Origin of the sequence: Nocardiopsis synnemataformans (genome assembly GCF_965343085.1) — a bacterium.
Taxonomy (GTDB): Bacteria; Actinomycetota; Actinomycetes; order Streptosporangiales; family Streptosporangiaceae; genus Nocardiopsis; species Nocardiopsis alborubida.
In genome coordinates this window covers 60,661-78,348 of the sequence record NZ_CBDRFA010000024.1, presented here as the reverse complement: position 1 = coordinate 78,348, position 17,688 = coordinate 60,661, and the positions used below count along the sequence as shown (strand labels likewise).

General features: G+C 73.5%; 12 protein-coding genes. 9 read left to right on the top strand and 3 right to left on the bottom strand.

Going from position 1 to position 17,688, the window contains the following annotated elements:
* Nucleotides 1-123: 123 nt before the first annotated feature.
* A complete protein-coding gene (locus ACSIH6_RS16030) occupies nucleotides 124-2,358 on the top strand; it encodes an acyl-ACP thioesterase (protein WP_435109095.1) in 2,235 nt (744 codons plus the stop codon).
* Between the two features lie 12 nt (nucleotides 2,359-2,370).
* On the opposite strand, the gene ACSIH6_RS16025 is transcribed toward ACSIH6_RS16030, so the two are convergent.
* Nucleotides 2,371-3,045: a hypothetical protein gene (locus ACSIH6_RS16025; RefSeq protein WP_435109094.1), complete on the bottom strand. Its 675-nt coding sequence runs from the start codon at nucleotides 3,043-3,045 to the stop codon at nucleotides 2,371-2,373.
* A 199-nt stretch (nucleotides 3,046-3,244) separates the two neighbouring features.
* Between ACSIH6_RS16025 and ACSIH6_RS16020 the strand changes: the two genes are divergently transcribed.
* On the top strand, nucleotides 3,245-3,718 hold the full coding sequence (locus ACSIH6_RS16020) for a GerW family sporulation protein (RefSeq protein ID WP_435109093.1): 474 nt from the start codon (nucleotides 3,245-3,247) through the stop codon (nucleotides 3,716-3,718).
* Between the two features lie 116 nt (nucleotides 3,719-3,834).
* Here ACSIH6_RS16020 and eccD read toward each other — a convergent pair whose 3' ends face one another.
* Nucleotides 3,835-5,169 (bottom strand): type VII secretion integral membrane protein EccD, encoded by a 1,335-nt coding sequence (eccD, locus tag ACSIH6_RS16015; RefSeq protein WP_435109092.1) that lies wholly within the window; start codon nucleotides 5,167-5,169, stop codon nucleotides 3,835-3,837.
* A gap of 219 nt (nucleotides 5,170-5,388) precedes the next feature.
* On the opposite strand from eccD, the gene eccCa reads away from it, so the two are divergent.
* The 7 genes from eccCa to ACSIH6_RS15980 all read left to right on the top strand — a co-directional run bounded on the left by eccCa (nucleotide 5,389) and on the right by ACSIH6_RS15980 (nucleotide 15,814).
* Nucleotides 5,389-9,354, top strand: coding sequence for a type VII secretion protein EccCa (gene eccCa, locus ACSIH6_RS16010; protein ID WP_435109115.1), 3,966 nt, complete (start codon nucleotides 5,389-5,391; stop codon nucleotides 9,352-9,354).
* 410 nt (nucleotides 9,355-9,764) lie between these two features.
* Nucleotides 9,765-10,889 (top strand): hypothetical protein, encoded by a 1,125-nt coding sequence (locus tag ACSIH6_RS16005; RefSeq protein WP_435109091.1) that lies wholly within the window; start codon nucleotides 9,765-9,767, stop codon nucleotides 10,887-10,889.
* Between the two features lie 340 nt (nucleotides 10,890-11,229).
* Nucleotides 11,230-11,565 (top strand): hypothetical protein, encoded by a 336-nt coding sequence (locus ACSIH6_RS16000; protein ID WP_150248680.1) that lies wholly within the window; start codon nucleotides 11,230-11,232, stop codon nucleotides 11,563-11,565.
* A gap of 41 nt (nucleotides 11,566-11,606) precedes the next feature.
* The gene (locus ACSIH6_RS15995) at nucleotides 11,607-11,897 is read left to right on the top strand and encodes a WXG100 family type VII secretion target (protein WP_017563398.1); all 291 of its coding nucleotides are present in this window, start codon (nucleotides 11,607-11,609) and stop codon (nucleotides 11,895-11,897) included.
* Between the two features lie 14 nt (nucleotides 11,898-11,911).
* Nucleotides 11,912-12,256, top strand: coding sequence for a hypothetical protein (locus tag ACSIH6_RS15990; RefSeq protein ID WP_061079668.1), 345 nt, complete (start codon nucleotides 11,912-11,914; stop codon nucleotides 12,254-12,256).
* 75 nt (nucleotides 12,257-12,331) lie between these two features.
* Entirely contained in the window at nucleotides 12,332-14,692 is a 2,361-nt protein-coding gene (locus ACSIH6_RS15985) for a serine/threonine protein kinase (protein ID WP_435109090.1), read from the top strand.
* Nucleotides 14,693-14,884: 192 nt separating this feature from the next.
* A complete protein-coding gene (locus ACSIH6_RS15980) occupies nucleotides 14,885-15,814 on the top strand; it encodes an AEC family transporter (RefSeq protein WP_435109089.1) in 930 nt (309 codons plus the stop codon).
* A gap of 159 nt (nucleotides 15,815-15,973) precedes the next feature.
* On the opposite strand, the gene ACSIH6_RS15975 is transcribed toward ACSIH6_RS15980, so the two are convergent.
* On the bottom strand, nucleotides 15,974-17,641 hold the full coding sequence (locus ACSIH6_RS15975) for an OmpA family protein (protein WP_435109088.1): 1,668 nt from the start codon (nucleotides 17,639-17,641) through the stop codon (nucleotides 15,974-15,976).
* Nucleotides 17,642-17,688: the final 47 nt, after the last annotated feature.

Below are 17,688 nucleotides of genomic sequence, written 5' to 3'. Positions count from 1 at the left end.
CCATGGGAGCGGTGGTGGCCCTGGGCTTCCCCCTATGTCCCGTTTGCCCCGGGCTCCCCACCAGTCCCGCCGTCCTCAGCCTCACCGACCCCGTCGCCCGCCGCTCCGAGCCCGTGAGACACCATGCTCCCTCTGCACCCCCATGACCCGCCCTCCGTCGGCCCCTTCCGCCTGCGCGCACGCCTCGGGGAGGACGCGTACGCACGCGTGTACCTGGCTTCGGCGCCCGGGGAGGACCCCGTCGCGGTGCGGGTCGTGCGCTCAAAGTACGCGGTCGACCCGGACTTCCGCGCGGCGTTCGCCCGGCTGGTGGAGGACGCGTACGACCTGGAGGCCCGGTTCGTGTGCCGGGTGCGCGCCGCCGACACCGAGGGCGCGGTCCCGTGGGCCGCGGTCGACCGGCCGCTCGGCCCCGCTCTGGCCGACCTGGTGCGCGAGCGCGGGCCGCTGCCCGCGGGCGCGCTGCACGGCCTCGCGCTGACACTGGCGTCGGGCATCGCCGACCTGCACGCGGCGGGCCGCGTCCACGGATCGCTGTGGCCGGAGGGCGTGGTGCTCTCCCCCGGGTCGGCGCTGCTCGCCGACCCCGGGCTGGAGTGGGCCGTGGCCGGACTCCGGCAGCGCGCGCCCCACCCGTCGTTCGCCGCTCCCGAGGGCGGGGCCTCTCCGGCCGCGGACGTGTTCGCGTGGGCGGGCACGGTGTCGTTCGCGGCGAGCGGGGTGGAGGGCGCGTCCGGGCTGCCCCGGGTCCCGCTCCAGCTGCGCGGGCTGGTCGAGGCCTGCCTGCGGCGGGGGCCGGAGCTGCGGCCGAGTTCGGCGGACCTGGTGCGCATGCTCGGCGGCGAGGGGTCCGCCGGAGCGGTGCCGTGGCCGCCGGAGGTGCTCGCGTCCGTGCGGGGGGTCGCGGAGCGCCAACGAGGCGCCCTGGACGGCACGGTGGACGGCGCCCTGGACGGCGCGGTGGACGAGGCCGGTGACGCGGACGCGACCCAGCCGATCACCGGTGCGCCCGCGGACCGGAGGGGGACCGCAAGCGGGCCCGCGACCAGCGACGTGAGCGGGACCGACCCCGAGGCTCCCGAGGACCCCGAGGATCCCGAGGACCCCGAGGACCCCGGAGCGCCCGGGAACACCGACGCGCCCGGGGACACCGACGCAGCCACGGGACAGAAGTGGCGCAGGCGCTTCCTGGCGCTGTCCGCCGCCGGACTGGCCCTGGCCGTGGCGGCCGGGATCGCCGTGTGGAGGTACCGCGAGCCCACCGGGGAGGAGGCCGCGGGCTCCGAGCGGGGGACCGGCATGATCACCGACGCCTCGTGCCGGGACGGCACGGCGTACCCGCCCCCCGAGGAGGAGCTGGACGGGGAGGCCGTCAACGCGTGGGAGACGGCGTTCAGCCCCGACGGGAGCCTGCTGGCCGTCACCGCCTCCGGCCCCGGACTCATGGTGTGGGACTGGCGCGCACGCGAGGAGGTCGCGCGGCTCTCGGACGCGGCGGCCCTCGGAACGGGCCCGGTGTTCGCCCCGGTCGGCTGCATGGTCGCCGCGGTCGTGCCCACCGCGTACGAGGACCAGGAGTACCCGGTGGCGGTGGCCACCGCCTTCGACCTGCCGTCGGGAACCACCACCGAGCACCTGGGGCCGCAGCGGGAACCGGTGGGCGGGAACTGGCCCGCCACACCGCGCGACGCCCAGCGGGTGTCGTTCAGCCCCGACGGCTCGCTGCTGGGCGTGACCCTGGAGCGGAACGCGGACGTGGACGCGGACAGCGTGGGCCTGGTGGACACGCGGACCGGGGAGCGGAGCGGTTCCCTCGCCCCCGACCTCGCCTACGGGACGGCGTTCGCGGACCCCGGGCGCGTGGTCACCGACAACGGCGGCACGATCACCGTCTGGGACGCGGGCACCGGCGAGGAGCTGCACACCGTGCGCGGGACCTCCGACACCGAGTTCGCGGTCGTGCCGGGCGGCGACGAGGTGCTCCACCTCGACGGCGACCGGGTCGTGTGGTGGGACTACGCCGAGCGCACCGAGGTGGCGTCCTTCCCGATCCCGGGGTTCGCCGAGGCGGAGGAGCCCTACTTCCTGGACCTCGTGCTCTCCCCCGACCGGTCCAGGGTCTACGCCAGCTGGTTCCACGTCGAGGGTGACCTCGTGGACGGGGAGGTCCACCACGCCAGCCACGTGTGGGACGCGGCGACCGGCGAGGACCTCGCCGCGGGCAGCCCGGACGCCGTCCCCTTCTGGCGCGTGTCCGTCCACCCGGAGGGCGAGGTGCTGGCGGTGACCACCCCCGAGGAGCGGGTCGTCCTGGTGGACCCCGAGACCCTGGAGGCGCTGGGGCCGCCTCTGTGGTGACCTCCGGAGACGCTACACACCGGTGGCGGCGAGGATCTCCTCCGCCGCCCTGAGGGCGCGCGCGACCATCTCCTCCTCGTCGACGTAGGAGACGCCCTCGTAGTCGACGACCTCCGTCGCCGAGTAGTCGATGCTCACACCGACCTGGCCCTGGACCACCTGGAGGTCGACGTCGGTGCCCTCCGGGTCGATCTCCACGACCGCGTAGTCACCGATCCCGATCGAGGGGTCGGCGTCCTCCTCCGCGGGTGCCGAGGTGTCTTCCTTGTAGAGGCCCTCGTGGATCTCCAGGCGGTAGGTGATGCTGTGGCTGCGCGGCGGCGGACCGATGCTCGTGGCCACGGTGATGCACGTCATGGAGAGGCCGCCGAGGTTCTCCACGTCCTCGGGGTCGGGGATACCGGCATCGGACTCCTGGCTGCCGGCCCTGTCCTCGGGCGGACCGAGCAGTTCGGTGCTGGTCTCCTCGGAGAGCACCTGGCACAGGTCGTCGGGGGCGAGCTCCATCGGGTCGACCAGCTCGACCGCCGCCTCGGGGGTCCCCTGGGGCGGGGAGTCCTGGGCGTCGGCCGCGGCGGCGTCGGGAGCGTCCGCGGCCTGCTCGGGCTCGCCGCCGCCGCAGGCGGTCAGCAGGAGGGCCAGGACCAGCGCGGTCGCGGTCTTCGTCGTGTGGGGCGCAGGGGACACCGGGGGTTTCCTTCCTGGGGAACGCGGACGGCGGACACCATATCGCCCTCCCCTCACATTCCGTCACACAGCGTCCCGGAGAACGCGTCCTCCCACCGGCTGCGACCCGGTGTCCGGAACAGGCCAGGAACGTCCCGGGCACTGCGGCCGCGTTACACAATGGGGCGGGTACGCAACCGCCACGAAGGGACCCGCCGCCATGCCGGACAACGTCCTGGGCCGCCGCGCCCGCCGCACCAGTCCCGCCCTGTCCGCGCTGGCCAGGCTGATCGAGAACACCGGCGCTTCGGCGCGGTCCTCGTCGGTGTTCGGCGACCCGGTGGTCGCGGAGGGGTCCGCGGTCGTCCCGGTGGCCCGGGTCACCGCGCTGACCATGATGGGTGGGGGTTCCAGCCGCCTGTTCACCGCGGGCGGGGACGGCGCCGGGGGCACCGGCTTCGTCCGGGTCCGGCCCGCGGGCTTCCTGCTGATCGACCGGGAGGGGGCGCGGTACCGCCCCATCCGGCAGCCCGCCTCGCTCCTCGTCATCCCGCTGGCCGTGGTGACGGCCGCCGCGGCCACCCGCATCGTGGGCGTGTCGCTGCGCGAGGCGCGCCGCCGCCGCGCCCTGACCGCGATGCAGAAGTCCTGCGAGGCCGCGCGGACCTCCTGCGGGGCCGAACACACCGCCTGACCGGCCGCCCCGGAAGTCACCCCCTGGACGGCGCCGGACCGCCCCAAGGCCCCGGCCCCTCACCGGGAACCGCGTCGCGCCGGACGCGGATTCCCCGGGAGGACCGACCGTCAGCGCTACGCGGTCATCCGCTCCACGAGCGCGAACAGGCCCATCCCCCAGGCGAACACCGCGCACATCGCGATGATCACCAGGATCTCCGTCCAGTTGAGGAGGCGGCGCAGCGAGGCCCGCGGCACGTCGGTCAGCCGCACCCAGCTCAGCACGCCCAGCGCGATCCCCGCCACGAGCACGACCAGCGGCAGCCACGGCGCCAGGAACGCGTACTCGCCGACCGTCGCGACACCAGCCGCGCCCAGGCCCAGCACCCCCGCCAGGCGCAGCGGCAGCACGTGCCGGATCCGGTCGAACAGCCGCGAGCGCAGCACCAGCAGCAGCGAGAGCAGTGCGCACAGCAGCAGGTCGGGCAGGCCCGTGGCCAGGTAGGCCAGCAGCACGGTCGTCGCGCCGCCGCTCACCGCCGCGCCCAGCACGATGCCCAGCAGGATGCGGTCGGTGTTGCCGAAGGTGTCCTCGAACCGGTCCGTGGTGACCTGCCCCGAGCGCCCCACCTCGTAGTCGAGCCCGGACAGCCCGCCCATCACCATCGCCACGCGCGGCAGCGCGCCCACGCACAGCGCCAGGACCAGCCCCATGGACCGGGCGCCCTGCGCCGGCTCCACGAAGACGCCCACCACCACGAGCACTCCGGCCGTCACCGCGACCACGCCGAGCGCGCAGATGTAGGCCAGCCCCGTCTCGTGCATCGTCCAGCCGATCACCGCCACCAGCAGGGCGCCGGACAGCGCGAAGGCCGCCAGCACCAGGGGGTTCGCGTCGGTCAGCAGGTTGGCGGCGAGCACGACGGTGACCGCGCCCCACGCGCAGGCCGTCGCGAAGAGCACGTGGGCGACGGCGGGCAGCGGCCTGCGCGCGGCGAGCAGCATCACCGCGACCGTGAACAGGGTTCCCGCCGAGGCGATCCCCATGTGCCAGGCGGACGGACTCAGCCGCATCATCAGCCCCAACAGCAGCAGGGGGCCGATGGCCGCGACGAGGAGGCCGAAGGCCAGCGTCGTCGCCGGGTTCCAGATGTGCGCGGTCGCGTCGACGCGGTCCTCGACCGCGCCGCGGACGTCGTCCACGTGCGCGGGCCTGCCCTGCGCGGTGCGGCGGCCCAGCATCAGCACGTCGCCGTCGTAGACGCCAGCGCTCTCCAGCGGCTGGTCCGGGTGGACGGGGTCGCCCTCCACGGTCGTGAGCGTCCACCCGGCGGGTTCGGTGCCCTCCTCTTCGGGTGCGCAGACCTCGAGGATCCGGGGCATCAGCGTGGCCACGGGAACCGTTCCGGGAAGTGCCAGATCGGCCCAGCGTTCCGGTCCGGTCACCGTGACCCGGCAGTATCCACTCACACCAAGAATTCCTTTGTCGTTCGTCGTGGGCGGTTGTCGCCCTCGGGGGGAGGGACGGACGCGAATTAGGCGATTCGCGGGGATCGCGAGATCATTCCTAGCGTAGCCACCCAGACACCAGCCCCCGTAGGCGGACCGAAAGAGATCCCTGTGGCGACGAGACCCGTACCCCGCCCAGCTCGCAGCGTCCCGACTGCCCCCGGGAACACTCCGCTCGTCATCGCGACCCCTCCGCAGATGCCGGAGAACCCGCCCTCGTCGAGTTCCGGTGCGATGATCATCATGCCGATCATCACCGGTTCGGGCTCCCTGCTGATGTCCATCACCATGGGCCACCGGCCGCTGATGGCCGTCGCGGGCGTGATGATCATGATCGCCAGCGTGGTCGTCGGCATCATCATGTTCGTGGCCCAGCACAGCGGCCCGCGCCAGCGGATCCGCGAACAGCGTGAACGCTACGTCGACTACCTCGACCAGCTCCGCGAGATCGTCCGGGACGTGGCCTCCCTCCAGCGCGCCGACAGCGCGTTCCGCCACCCCGACCCGCAACTGCTCATCGATCCGGCGCGGTCGCGGGCGCGCCGGTGGGAGCGGCGGGCCTCCGACCCGGACTTCCTGGACCTGCGCGCGGGCACCGGGACGCGCCCCCTGGCCCGGCGGCTCAGGCTCAAGGTCGACACCTCCTCGCCGCTGATCGTCTACGACCCCGTCTGCCAGGGGGCGGCCGACCAGCTCATCGAGCTGTACGCGGACGTTTCCGAGATGCCACTGGTGCTGCCGCTGCGCGAGCACGGCGTGGTGTCGGTCGTGGGCGACCGCGAGGCCGCGCGGGGGCTGGCCCGCTCGCTCGTCGCGCAGATGGCCACCTTCCACTCCCCGCACGACCTGCGGATCGGCGTGGTGCGCGACAACAAGCTGCGCTCCCACTGGGAATGGCTGAAGTGGCTGCCGCACAACACCTTCGACGAGGCCAAGGACGGGCCGATGCCCGCCCGGTTCGTCGCGGTCAACACCGTGCAGATCGCCGAACTGCTCTCCGACGAGATCGAACGGCGCACCGTCGACCTCCAGCGGCGCCGCGGCGCCCCGCCCGGTCCGGGCACCCAGCGCCTGGTGGTCGTCCTGGACGGCGAGTACCAGTCGACCCTGTCCGGCCTGCACGCCGAACCGCCGGTGTCCTCCCTGGCCGACCTGGGCATCCACGTGATCGCCCTGGTGGCGGACCGGCGCGAGGAGCCGGAGGGGGTGGACCTGCGGCTGCGCGTCGACGCCGACGGCACGCTGACCGAGGTCACCGAGCACGCCGACGCCTCCGGGGACTCCCCGCGCGTCCCGCTGGAGGGCCGCGCGGACCGCTCCGGCGTCGCGCACCTGACCTCCCTGGCCCGCGTCCTGGCCCCGTACGGCATCGCCGTCACCGACAGCGACGACGCCATGCACGCCACCGTGGGGCTCCCGGAGATCCTGGGCGTGGCCGACGTCGCCCAGCTGGACACACGGCAGACCTGGCGCAGGCGCAGCACCGGCGACTACCTGCGGGTGCCGATCGGCGTCGGTCCGAGCGGCAACACGGTCCTGCTGGACCTGAAGGAGTCGGCGTTCGGCGGCATGGGCCCGCACGGCCTGGTGGTCGGCGCGACCGGTTCGGGCAAGTCGGAGATGCTGCGGACCATGGTGGCGTCGCTGGTCATCAACCACTCGCCGGAGTCGCTCGCGCTGCTGCTGGTGGACTTCAAGGGCGGCGCGACCTTCGCCGACACCGATCGGCTCCCGCACAGCACCGGCCTGATCACCAACCTGGCCGACGACGACTCGCTGGTCCTGCGGTTCCGCGAGGCCACCTACGGCGAGCTGGTGCGCCGCCAGCAGATCCTCAAGAACGCGGGCAACCTGCCCAACCTGCACGCCTACGAGGCGGCCCGGGAGAACGACCCCGGGATGGAGCCGCTGCCGCACCTGCTGATCATCATCGACGAGTTCTCCGAGCTGCTCACGGCGCACCCCGACTTCGCCGAGCTGTTCGTGGCCATCGGGCGCATCGGCCGGTCGATCGGCGTGCACCTGCTGCTGGCCACCCAGCGCCTGGAGTCGGGCAAGCTCAAGGGCCTGGAGTCGCACCTGTCCTACCGGGTGGGCCTGCGCACGTTCTCCGAGGCGGAGAGCCGCGAGGCCATCGGCGTGGGCGACGCCTACCACCTGCCGCCCGAACCGGGCTCCGGCTACCTGAAGGTGGACACGTCGGTCTTCGAGCGGTTCAAGGCGGCGATGGTGTCGCAGCCCTACGAACCGCCGGTCCAGGAGAAGCAGGAGGAGCACGAACCGGTGCTGCCCCTGCTGTCCTTCAACGGACTGAACAAGGTGACCGGGGCGGGCTCGCTGGTCGAGTCGCTGATGGAGTCGGTCCGCGGCAGGGGCGAGGAGTCCGGGCCCAAGGCGGACAAGCGCACCACGCTCCAGGTCACGGTGGACCGGCTGGTGGCCTCCGGCGCGGAGAAGGTCCGGCCGATCTGGCTGGAGCCGCTGCCGGAGCTGCTCACCCTCGACAGGGTGCTGGAGGACCTGGGCGAGGGCGAGGACCTGGAGGGCACCGGAACCGAACCGCGCCCGTCGGACGTGCGCGCCGTCATCGGCCTGACCGACATCCCCCGGGAGCAGCGCGTCGTTCCGGCCGAGATGGACTTCACCGGCGCCGAGGGCAACGTCATCGTCCTGGGCGGCCCCCAGTCCGGCAAGTCGACGCTGCTGCGCACGGTGGTCGCGAGCCTGGCGTGGCGGTACCCGCCGGGCCGCGTGGGCGTGTACGCGATCGACTTCGGCGGCGGCGCGCTCCAGGCGATGGAGGAGCTGCCGCACGTGGCGGGCGTGGCAGGGCGGGCCGACCCGGAGAAGGTGCAGCGGGTGCTGGTGGACGTGCGCGCCCAGCTGGACCGGCGCCAGCGCGTGTTCCGCAAGTACCGGCTCGACTCCCCCGCCGCGCTGCGCCAGGCCCGCGCGGACGGGACGGTGCCCGCGAACGTGGTGGGCGACCTGTTCCTGCTGGTCGACGGCTGGTCCTCGGTGCGCGACACCTTCGACGAGGCCGACGAGGTCCTGATGGACATCGCCACCCGGGGCCCGTCCCTGGGCGTGCACACGATCCTGACCGGCGCCGCGTCCTCGCAGATCCGGTCCCGGTTGCAGGCGCTGTTCGGCGGCCGGTTCGAGCTGCGGCTGAGCGACCCGATGGACTCGGGGATCGGACGCAAGGTCGCCGAGGCCCTGCCCAAGGACACCCCGGGGCGCGGCCTGACCGCGGAGGAGCACCACACGCACGTGGCCCTGCCGCGGGTGGACGCGGTGGCCAGCGACGAGGACGTCACCGACGGGATCCGGGACCTGGTCAAGCGGGTCGGGGAGCGCTGGCCGCAGAAGGCCGTCCAGGGCGTCAAGACGCTGCCCTCCAAGGTGGACCTGGCCGACCTGCTCAAGGGCCGCCTGGCGCCGAAGGGCCGCGGCACCGAGCTGGTGGTGGGCCTGGCCGAGAGCACGCTGGCACCGGTCACCACGAACCTGTCCCGGGACCCGCACCTGGTGGTGTACGGCGACCCGCAGACCGGCAAGACCGCCCTCCTGCGCGGACTGGTCAAGCAGGTCGTGCAGCGCCCGCCCACGGAGATCGGCGTGGTCATGGTGGACTTCCGCCGCAGCCACCTGGAGCTGGTCCCGGAGGACCACCTGCTGGCCTACTGCACGAGCGCGGAGCAGACCCAGGCGGTCGCGGCGAACCTCGCGGGGTCGCTGAAGCAGCGCCTGCCGGGACCGGACGTGACCCCCAAACAGCTGCGGGAGCGCAGCTGGTGGAAGGGCCTGGACCTGTTCGTCGTCGTGGACGACATGGACATGCTGGGGGCGAGGGCGAACCCGCTCGCGCCGCTGGTGCCCTTCATCGCGCAGGGCTCCGACCTGGGGCTGCACATCATCGCGGCGCGCCGCACGGGCGGTTCGGCGCGGGCCATGTTCGAGCCGGTGCTCCAGGCGCTCAGCGACATGGCCACGCCGGGCGTGCTCTTCTCCGGCGACCGGATGGAGGGGCGCCTGGCCAACGGCACGGCGTCCAAGCAGCTGCCGGTCGGCCGCGCCCAGCTGGCCCGCCGCGGTCAGCGTCCGGACCTGGTCCAGGTGGGGTGGAGCGAGCCGCCCGCGTGACCTGGGGCCCGCGCCGTGGCGCGCGGCGCGGGCCTCCAGGCGGTGCGGGTCTTCGCGCGGCGCGGGTCTTCGCGCGGCGCGAGGAGCCCCGCACATGGCGCGGGCCCGCCACCGTGGCCGGATGTGGCCACGCGAACCCGTGTGGTCCGCGTGCCCCGGGTCAGTGTTCGCCGCCTTCGCGGTCCGGGGAGGCCCGCGTGACGGGCCTCCCCGGCGGCGCCCGGGACCGCCGCAGGGCGGGGCACGGCGGCTCGGTGACACTCCGGCAGGGACGTCGTGTCGTCCCGGACCGGATAATGGGTACCGCGTCCCGGACCGAACCTCGGCGTCCCCGGGGTAGTCCCACCCCGTGCCCCCCGTACCCCCCGTGACTTCCCGACCGACCCCGTCGTCCCCCGAAAGGCAGCTCCATGCGGCGCCCCCTCGCCCTGACCTCGGCAGTGTGCCTGCTCGCCCTGACCGCGTGCACCGGCACGTCCGGCGACTCCGGCGGCGAACCCGGGACCGCGGAGGAACTGGCCGAGGAGGGGCTGTCCGGCCTGGCCCTGCTGCACCGGGGCTTCGAGGGCGGCGATCCGGAGACCGACCAGGTCCTGGTCTTCCACGACCCCGGGACCGGGCAGCCGCTCCAGCGGATCGCGCTGCCCGACGGCGCGGTCGACCCGATGGCCCGGGACCTGTCCGTGCACGCGCAGTTCTCCGCTGACTGGACGTACTTCGCCTACGTCACCGAGGAGCCCAACGCCGTGCAGGTGGCCGCGCTCACCGACCCGCAGGAGTCCGGCGCCGAGGAGGTCTCCTACCAGCCGGTCGAGTCCGTCCCCGCCTCGGAGGGGGAGGTCCTGTCCCATCCGGTCATCAACGGCGACCGGCTGTGGTTCGTCGCCGACACCCCGCAGGACGGCGTGCCCCCGCAGGTGCTGTCGGTGCCGCTGGAGGCCCCGACGGGCACCCCCAACCAGGAGGGCAGCCTCCTGATCGGCGAGAACCAGCAGCCCAGCGACTGGGCGCTGACCCCGGACGGGTCGCTGCACATCCGCAACAGCGTGCAGACCCGGCAGAGCAACGCCGTCGACGGCGGCAGCCTCGTGGTGCGGGAGACGGCGGACAGCGTCGTCAACGCGACCCTCAACGTCGACGGCGGCCAGTGGCAGACCTTCGACAACTCCCTGGTGTGGGGCGGGGGCACCGCCCTGCTGCGTCCCGACGCCCCCGCCGACGGCGGGGAGCCCCCGGCGGGCGCGTACCTGGTGACGGTGGAGGGACAGGGCCACGCGGCCACACGGCTGCTGGAGGAGAGCGACGGGCCGGTGGTGCAGTACGCGCCCTCGCCCGAGCGCGACGCGGTCCTGCTCCAGACCAGCGGGTCCTGGCACCGGGTGGACCTGGCCGAGGGAGAGGCGGGAGAGGCCGCGGAGCTCTTCCCCCGCTTCCACGACTCGTCCATGGACGGCTGGCCGCTGGCGGTGCGCTGGGTGACGGAACCGGTGACCGCGGACCCGAGCGCGAGCCCCGGTGCGGACGGCGGCCAGTGAGAGCGGCGACGGTCCGCGTCGGCCGAACGCCCGACCGGGCCCGGTGGACAACCGGACCGGTCCTCCCCGGACCCGGCCGGGTCCGTGTACGGCGACGTCCGACCGGACCCGTGGCCGGAAGCGGTCAACCGCCGCGCGCGGGACGCTGCCTGCGATCGGGCCGATCACCGCCCACCGACCCATGTCACAAGAAGCGCACCTCCGTTGACCGAGAGGTGCGATCCTTACTATCGTCCGTATCCTCCCCTCTTTACCGTGGCCACACGAATCCCCACTCGCACGCGGCCCGAGACGGCGAAGAGGCGGCCCCTTCCACCCCCAACTCCCGGGAAAGGCCCAGATGTCCCACGTCGGTCTTGAAAACGTCAACAGCCTCGCGGTCGGCGGTGAGCAGCTCGGGCAGGAGTCCGAGGGCATCCGCACCCAGATGAACCAGCTCATCCAGGACATGAGCAACGACGCCGACGCCCTCCAGGGCGAGGCCCTCGCCCGTTTCCGTGAGGCCCGCGAGCAGCTCACCGAGCGCTTCGACGAGCTGATGTCCTGGTGCAACCAGAACGGCATCAAGCTGAACGAGGGCCAGGGGCAGTTCAACATCACCGACTCCGACTCCAGCTCCGACTTCTCCCAGGCCGGAAGCGACCTCGGCGGCCTCTCCCGCCCGGTCAACGCCTGAGGCGTTCCCCCTCCCCCTCGTTCTCCACAGAAAGGTTTCCCATGAGTCAGTTCGACGTGTACGGCGACGTCGCGGGCCTCCAGGGTCTGGCCGAGGACCAGCAGGCCCACCTCGGCCGCTTCTCCGCCATCATGAGCCAGATCAACGAGCAGTCCCAGAGCACCGTCAGCCAGTGGGAGGGCTCGGGCAGCTCCCAGTTCCAGTCCAAGGCCACGGAGTTCGACACCCAGTTCTCCGAGGTCAACGCCGCCTTCGCCAAGGTGATCGCCGCGACCGGCAACACCGCGGACAACTACGGGAGGCTGACCCGCTACCTCGACGGACTGTTCTAGTAGGCTGAGCGGCGATGTCGTCCCCATCCCCCGCGTCCGCCCCGGCGGACCCGGATCCGCAGCTTCCCGAGGCGTTCCACTACACGCCCAACGAGGAGAAGTACGTCCTCCAGGCGGACGCCCTGCGGCACCGGCAGCTGCGGTCGGCCCTCATGTACGGTTCGAGCCGGTACTGGCGGCGGCGGCAGCAGGTGTGGCCCGCGGTGATCGGCGGGCTCATCCTGGTCGCGCTGATCTGCGGGGTCATCGCCCTCATCGGGGCCTTCGGCAGGCAGCAGGAGGTCAACGAGGAGCGCGGTTGGGGCGCCCGCCAGCAGATGTTCCAGAGCCCGGCCACCGAGGCGCCCTCGTCTCCGTAGGCACCCGGTGCCGCCTCCCCCGTCGCCTGACGGGGATCCTCCACACCACGAACACCACCAGGGGGTCGCTCTCCCATGTCCGGCTCCGAGCACGCCGCTTGGGCGCCCGGTTACGGCAACCCGGCCCTGCTCCGCCAGGGGCGCCGCGCCCGGATCGTGCGGGCCACGCGCTCCACGAGCGGTGCCGACGTCGTGCTCAAGGTCCTGCCCGAGCACCTGGGACGCGCCGAGCTGAACCAGCTGCGCGACCTCAGCGGGGTTCCCGGTGTGGTCCCCCTGCTGGACGCGGGGACCACCGCCGAGGGTGACCTGTTCGTGGTGCTGCCGTTCTACGAGGACGGCTCCTTCGGCGACATGCTCGCCCGGAGGGGGCCCGCTCCGATCCAGGAGGCGGCGGCCGTCTCGCGGAGCGTGGCGGCGGCGCTGGGATCGATGCACGGGCGCGGGCTGCTGCACGGGGACGTGTGCCCCGGCAACATCCTGCGGGCCGGCCGGACCCCGGTGCTGACCGGCTTCGGTTCCGTCCACCGGTCCGGGGAGGCCCTGCCCCCGCCCGACCCGGCGACGGAGTCGTTCCTGCACGCGGCGCCCGAGGCGCTGCGGGGTGAGCCGCGCACGCCCGCCTCCGACGTCTACCAGCTGGCGTCCACCGTCTGGACGATGCTGGTGGGGCACACGCCGTTCTCGTCGACGGACGGAACGCCGTTCGATCCCCGCGGCTACGCCGAGCGCGTCCTGACGCAGGACCCCAAGCCGGTTCCCCGCTCCGACATCTCCCGCAAGCTGCGGGGAGTGCTCACCCGGGCGCTGGCCAAGCTGCCCGAGGAGCGCTTCGCGACCCCGGCGGCGTTCGCCTCGGCCTTCGAGCAGGCGCGCGTGTCCCGGTCCGCCACGGCGCCGGGCGCGACCGGCGGCCAGGAACCCCTGAGCGGTGCGCAGGCTCCGATGAGCGGGCCCCAAGCACCGATGTCGGGGCCGCAGGCGCCCGTGACGGGCTTCCAGAGCCCGGCCGCGGACGCGCAGGCCCCGCACTCCGGGCCGCAGCAGCCGGTACCGGACACCGAAGCTCCCGTGTGGGAGCAGCGTCCCCACACGCCGAACCCGCAGGCCCCGGTATCGGGTGCGCAGGCGCCGATGAGCGGGACCCAGACGCCGATGTCGGGGCCGCAGGCGCCCGTGACGGGCTTCCAGGCCCCGGCCGCGGACGCACAGGCCCCGCACTCCGGGCCGCAGAACCCGATGGCGCCGCCGCAGACGCCCATGTCGGGACCCCAGCTTCCGCCTCCGCCGTACGCCACCGGTCCTCAGCAGGACGCCTACACCCCCTGGACGGGCCCGCAGGCCCCTCCCCCGGCACCTTCCCGACCACAGACCCCGCCCGGCACGGACGCCCCACCCTCCCCGGCCCTCCCTCCCCCGGGTCCGCAGACCCCGCCCGGCACGGCGTGGTTCCGGCCCTCGGGCCCCCAGGCCTCGCACGCGCCCGCCGCCCCGCACCTCGCTCCGGCCGCCCCGCAGCACACGCCGCCCTTCCCCGGGGACGCGGCCCCGCACCCGGCGACAGGGCCGCAACAGCCTCAACAGCCGCAGCCGCCACAGCCACGTGAACTCAGGCCCCGGCACACCGGGCTGGAGGGGAGCAGGCTCCCGGCCGTCGACGCGGGCGGCACCGCCGAGATCATGATGGCGAAGCTGCGCGGTGAGGAGATCTCCGCGCTGCGCGCCTGGTCGCGCCTGGAGGGCTGGACCGGCACCGCCGAGTCCTCCTCCCTGCCCGTGGACGGGTCCGCGCTGGCCGAGGACGACGCCCCCTCCTGGGGCCCGGCACCCGAGACCGAGCAGGACCAGCCGCGGTGGCGCCGCCACCTCCACATCGCCGTGACCGTGTGCGGCATCCTCATGGTCACCAGCGTCTCCGGGGTGTTCGCCGCGCTGGAGTCACCGGCCCCGGTGGTCGCGGCCGCCGAGCAGGAAGCCGAACCGGAGCCCGCGGCCGAGGAGGAGGCCGTCGAGCCGGTCGTCGATCCCTCGGCTCCGCCCGAGGTCTCCGCGCCGACGAACGTCGTCCTGGCGGACAGCCTCAACGCCGTCGAACTCAACTGGACCGACAACAGCGGCGGCACCGCCTCGTTCTTCGTGTTGGGCGGCCCCTTCGGCCACGAGGCCGCCACCCTGGCCCGGACCGGTCCCGGCGTGGTGTCCGCGCAGGTCGCCACCGGCTACACCGGCATGGAGTACTGCTTCACGGTGATCGCCGTGGACGGCTCCGCGTCCGCCGCCGAGGAGGTCTGCACGACCCGCGCCGCCGACCGCGCCGAGGCCGAGCGCCTGGCCGAGGAGGAAGCCGCGGAGGAGGAGGCCGCCCGGGAGGCGGAGGAGGAGGCCGCCGAGGAGGAGCCCTCGCCGTCCCCCGAGCCGGAGGAGCCCGCGGAGTGAGCCGTCGCTCCGGAACCCGTAACGCCCTGACACTCACCGCACCCACGGCAAGCCGAAACCCCTACCGCGCACCACGAACCGCGCCGTAGACCGCCACAGCACCCACACCGGTGTGATCTGCGACGTATCGCCGGAACGCGACCTTGGATAGCGTCTTCGGGTTGTGTCGCGCGTGCGCAGTGGGGGCGCCTCTTGTCCGGGGTCTTGATCGGTTTCGGTGTCATCACCAGCATCGTCGTCATCGGCTACATGCTCGGGCGCATCCCCCTCCTCGGCCAGGGGGCCAAGGAGGTGCTCACCAAGCTCGCCTTCTACGTGGCCAGCCCCGCGCTGCTGTTCACGATCCTGGCCGACGTCGACCTCTCCGTCCTGGTGTCCGGGCCGGTCCTGGTCAGCGTCCTCAGCGTGGCCGTCGTGGCGCTCGCCTTCGTCGTGTTCGGGCTCGTCCGGCGCCAGGGCGTCGGGCTGACCACGGTCGGCGCGCTCGCGTCCTCGTACGTCAACGCGGGCAACCTGGGCATCCCCATCTCCGTCTACGTGCTCGGCGACGCGTCCCTGGTCGCACCCATCCTGCTCACGCAGCTCCTGGTCCTGGCCCCCGTCGGGCTCACCCTCATGGACCTGGCCGACGGCGACGTGCGCGGGGTGGGCCCCGTCTTCCGGCGGGCGCTGGGCACGCCGATCCGCAACCCCGTGGTGATCGCGTCCCTGGCGGGCGTGGCCGTCTCCGCCTCGGGCTGGGTTCCGCCCGAACCCCTGATGGAGCCCTTCCACCTGATCGGCGGCATGGCCGTCCCCGCCATGCTGCTGGCCTTCGGGATCTCCCTGCACGGCAGCCCGTTCCCCGGCCGGGGTCCGGAACGGGTGCCGATGCTGGTCGCCGTGGCGCTCAAGTCCGTGGTCCAGCCGCTGGCGGCGTGGGCCCTGGGCGCCCTGGTCTTCGACCTGGACGCCTCCAGCCTGTTCTCCGTCGTCGTGCTGGCGGCCCTGCCCACGGCCCAGAACGTCTTCAACTACGCCACCCAGTACCGCACCGGCGAGGTGATGGTCCGCGAGGTGGTGCTCGTGACCACCTTCCTCACCATCCCCGCGCTGCTCACCGTCACCTTCCTGCTGGGGTGAGCCGGAGCTGAGCCCGCCCCGGGCCGCCGGGCCCTCCCGGCCCGCCCCGGGACAGCTGAGCGGCACGTCCGGGATGTCTCCGAACACCCGGCGCGGAGCGGGGCCCCTTCCCGGACCGGTCTCCGGGAAGGGGCCCCGCTCGCGTACGGTCCGGAACGCCTACCCGGCGAAGGTCACGCCCTCGACCTCGCCGAAGGGGCCCGCGCGCAGCGTCATCTCCTCCACCTCGGCGGGCGGCGCGGCGAACACCGCGACCAGCTGGTAGGTGTTGCCCGGCTGCATCTCGTGCACCTCGTCGGCGAAGCCGGAGTAGGTCCGGCCGCCGAAGTTCATCAGCGTCACGTAGCGGACCAGGTCGGTGTCCGGCTCCAGCAGCTGGAAGCCGCCCAGCGCGCCCTCGCTGAACCCGGTCGGGCCGCCGGGGTTGACCGCGTCCTCGCCCCCCATGTCGGGCAGCACGGGCTCGTCGCCGGTGTTGGTCAGCGTGACCGTGCTGATCACGTACGCGCCGTCGCGGCGCAGCGGGTGCACGTCCAGGCGCACGTCCCCGTCGGTCGCGGTCCCCACGACCTCCGCCGTGTCGTCCGCGACGAACTCCGCGGGCGGGAACACGTGCCGCTCGCTGGAGCCGAGCACGCCCTCCTCGCGTTCGCTGCCCGAACCGTCCTCGGTCCGGTCCACCTGGTAGGCGAACTCCACGCGCCGGTTGCGCGCGCGGGCCTCCTCGTCGTCGGAGCCGCCCTCCTCGGCGATCGGCTCGGAGGCGCCGCGCCCCTCGACGCTGAAGTCGTAGCCCTCGCCCAGCTCGTCCTCCAGGACGTCGCGCACGGTCTCGGCGCGCTCCACCGACAGCTCCTCGTTGTAGTCGTCCGTGCCCCGGCCGTCGGTGTGGCCGATCACGTTGACCTCGGGGTCGTCCGGGTCGATGTTGTTCTCCAGGGAGCGCGCCGCCTGCCGCACGATCTCCTCGGCCTCCCCGGTGAGCTCCGCGGAGTCGAAGCCGAACATCACGTCCGCCTTGAGCGCGACGGTCTCGGTGTCGCCGTCGCGGGTGGTGGAGGCCACCTCGGAGTCGACGAAGCTCTCCATCTCACCGACCCGCTCCTGCGCGCCGGGCTCCGGTCGGCGGTTCTCGAACTCGACGGTGTCGCCCGCCGCGAAGTCGGGGTTCGGGTCGTCCCCGTTGGGGTCCTCGGGATCCGGCCGCTCCTCCTCCACGTCCACGACCGGGATGCCGGTCATGGCGCCGAGCCCGCTGCCGACGAACGTGATCTGGCTGACCTCGTCGGGCAGGCGCGGGAAGTAGCGCCGGTACTGGTTGGTGGCGCCCACCGCGACGGGGTAGATGCCGTCGCCGTCGGGGCTGGCCGACCCGTAGGGCATGCCCTCCTCGTCGGTGAGCTCCCTGTAGGCCCGGCCGCTCACCGGGTCGACGAGGGTGTTGGGCATGGACAGGTTCCGGTTCAGGCCCCGGAAGTGGTCGACGTAGGTGTTGTCGAGGTACAGGACGGTGTACTCGTCCGTGCGCTCCAGCCCCGTGACGGCGAAGCGCAGCGTGGCGTCCTGGCCGGTGTCCTGGAAGATCTGGCCCTCGCGCGTGTAGGGGAAGTCGGTCTCCGCGGGCTCCTGCCGGGGGTCGGCCGCCTCCGGGCTCCCCGCGTCCTCGGGCTCCTCACCGCCCTGGCTCTCCTCGGCCTGCGAGGGCTCCTCGCGCCCGCCCGTGAGGTCGCGGACGACGCCGCAGCCCGACAACGCGAACACGGAGGCGATCACGGCCGCGGACGCGGCGAGCGTCCGCGACGCGGCGGCGTGCTGTCGTGCGGTCATGGGGGATACTCCCTGCTCTCTCGTTACCAACATCCCATGAGACTCCG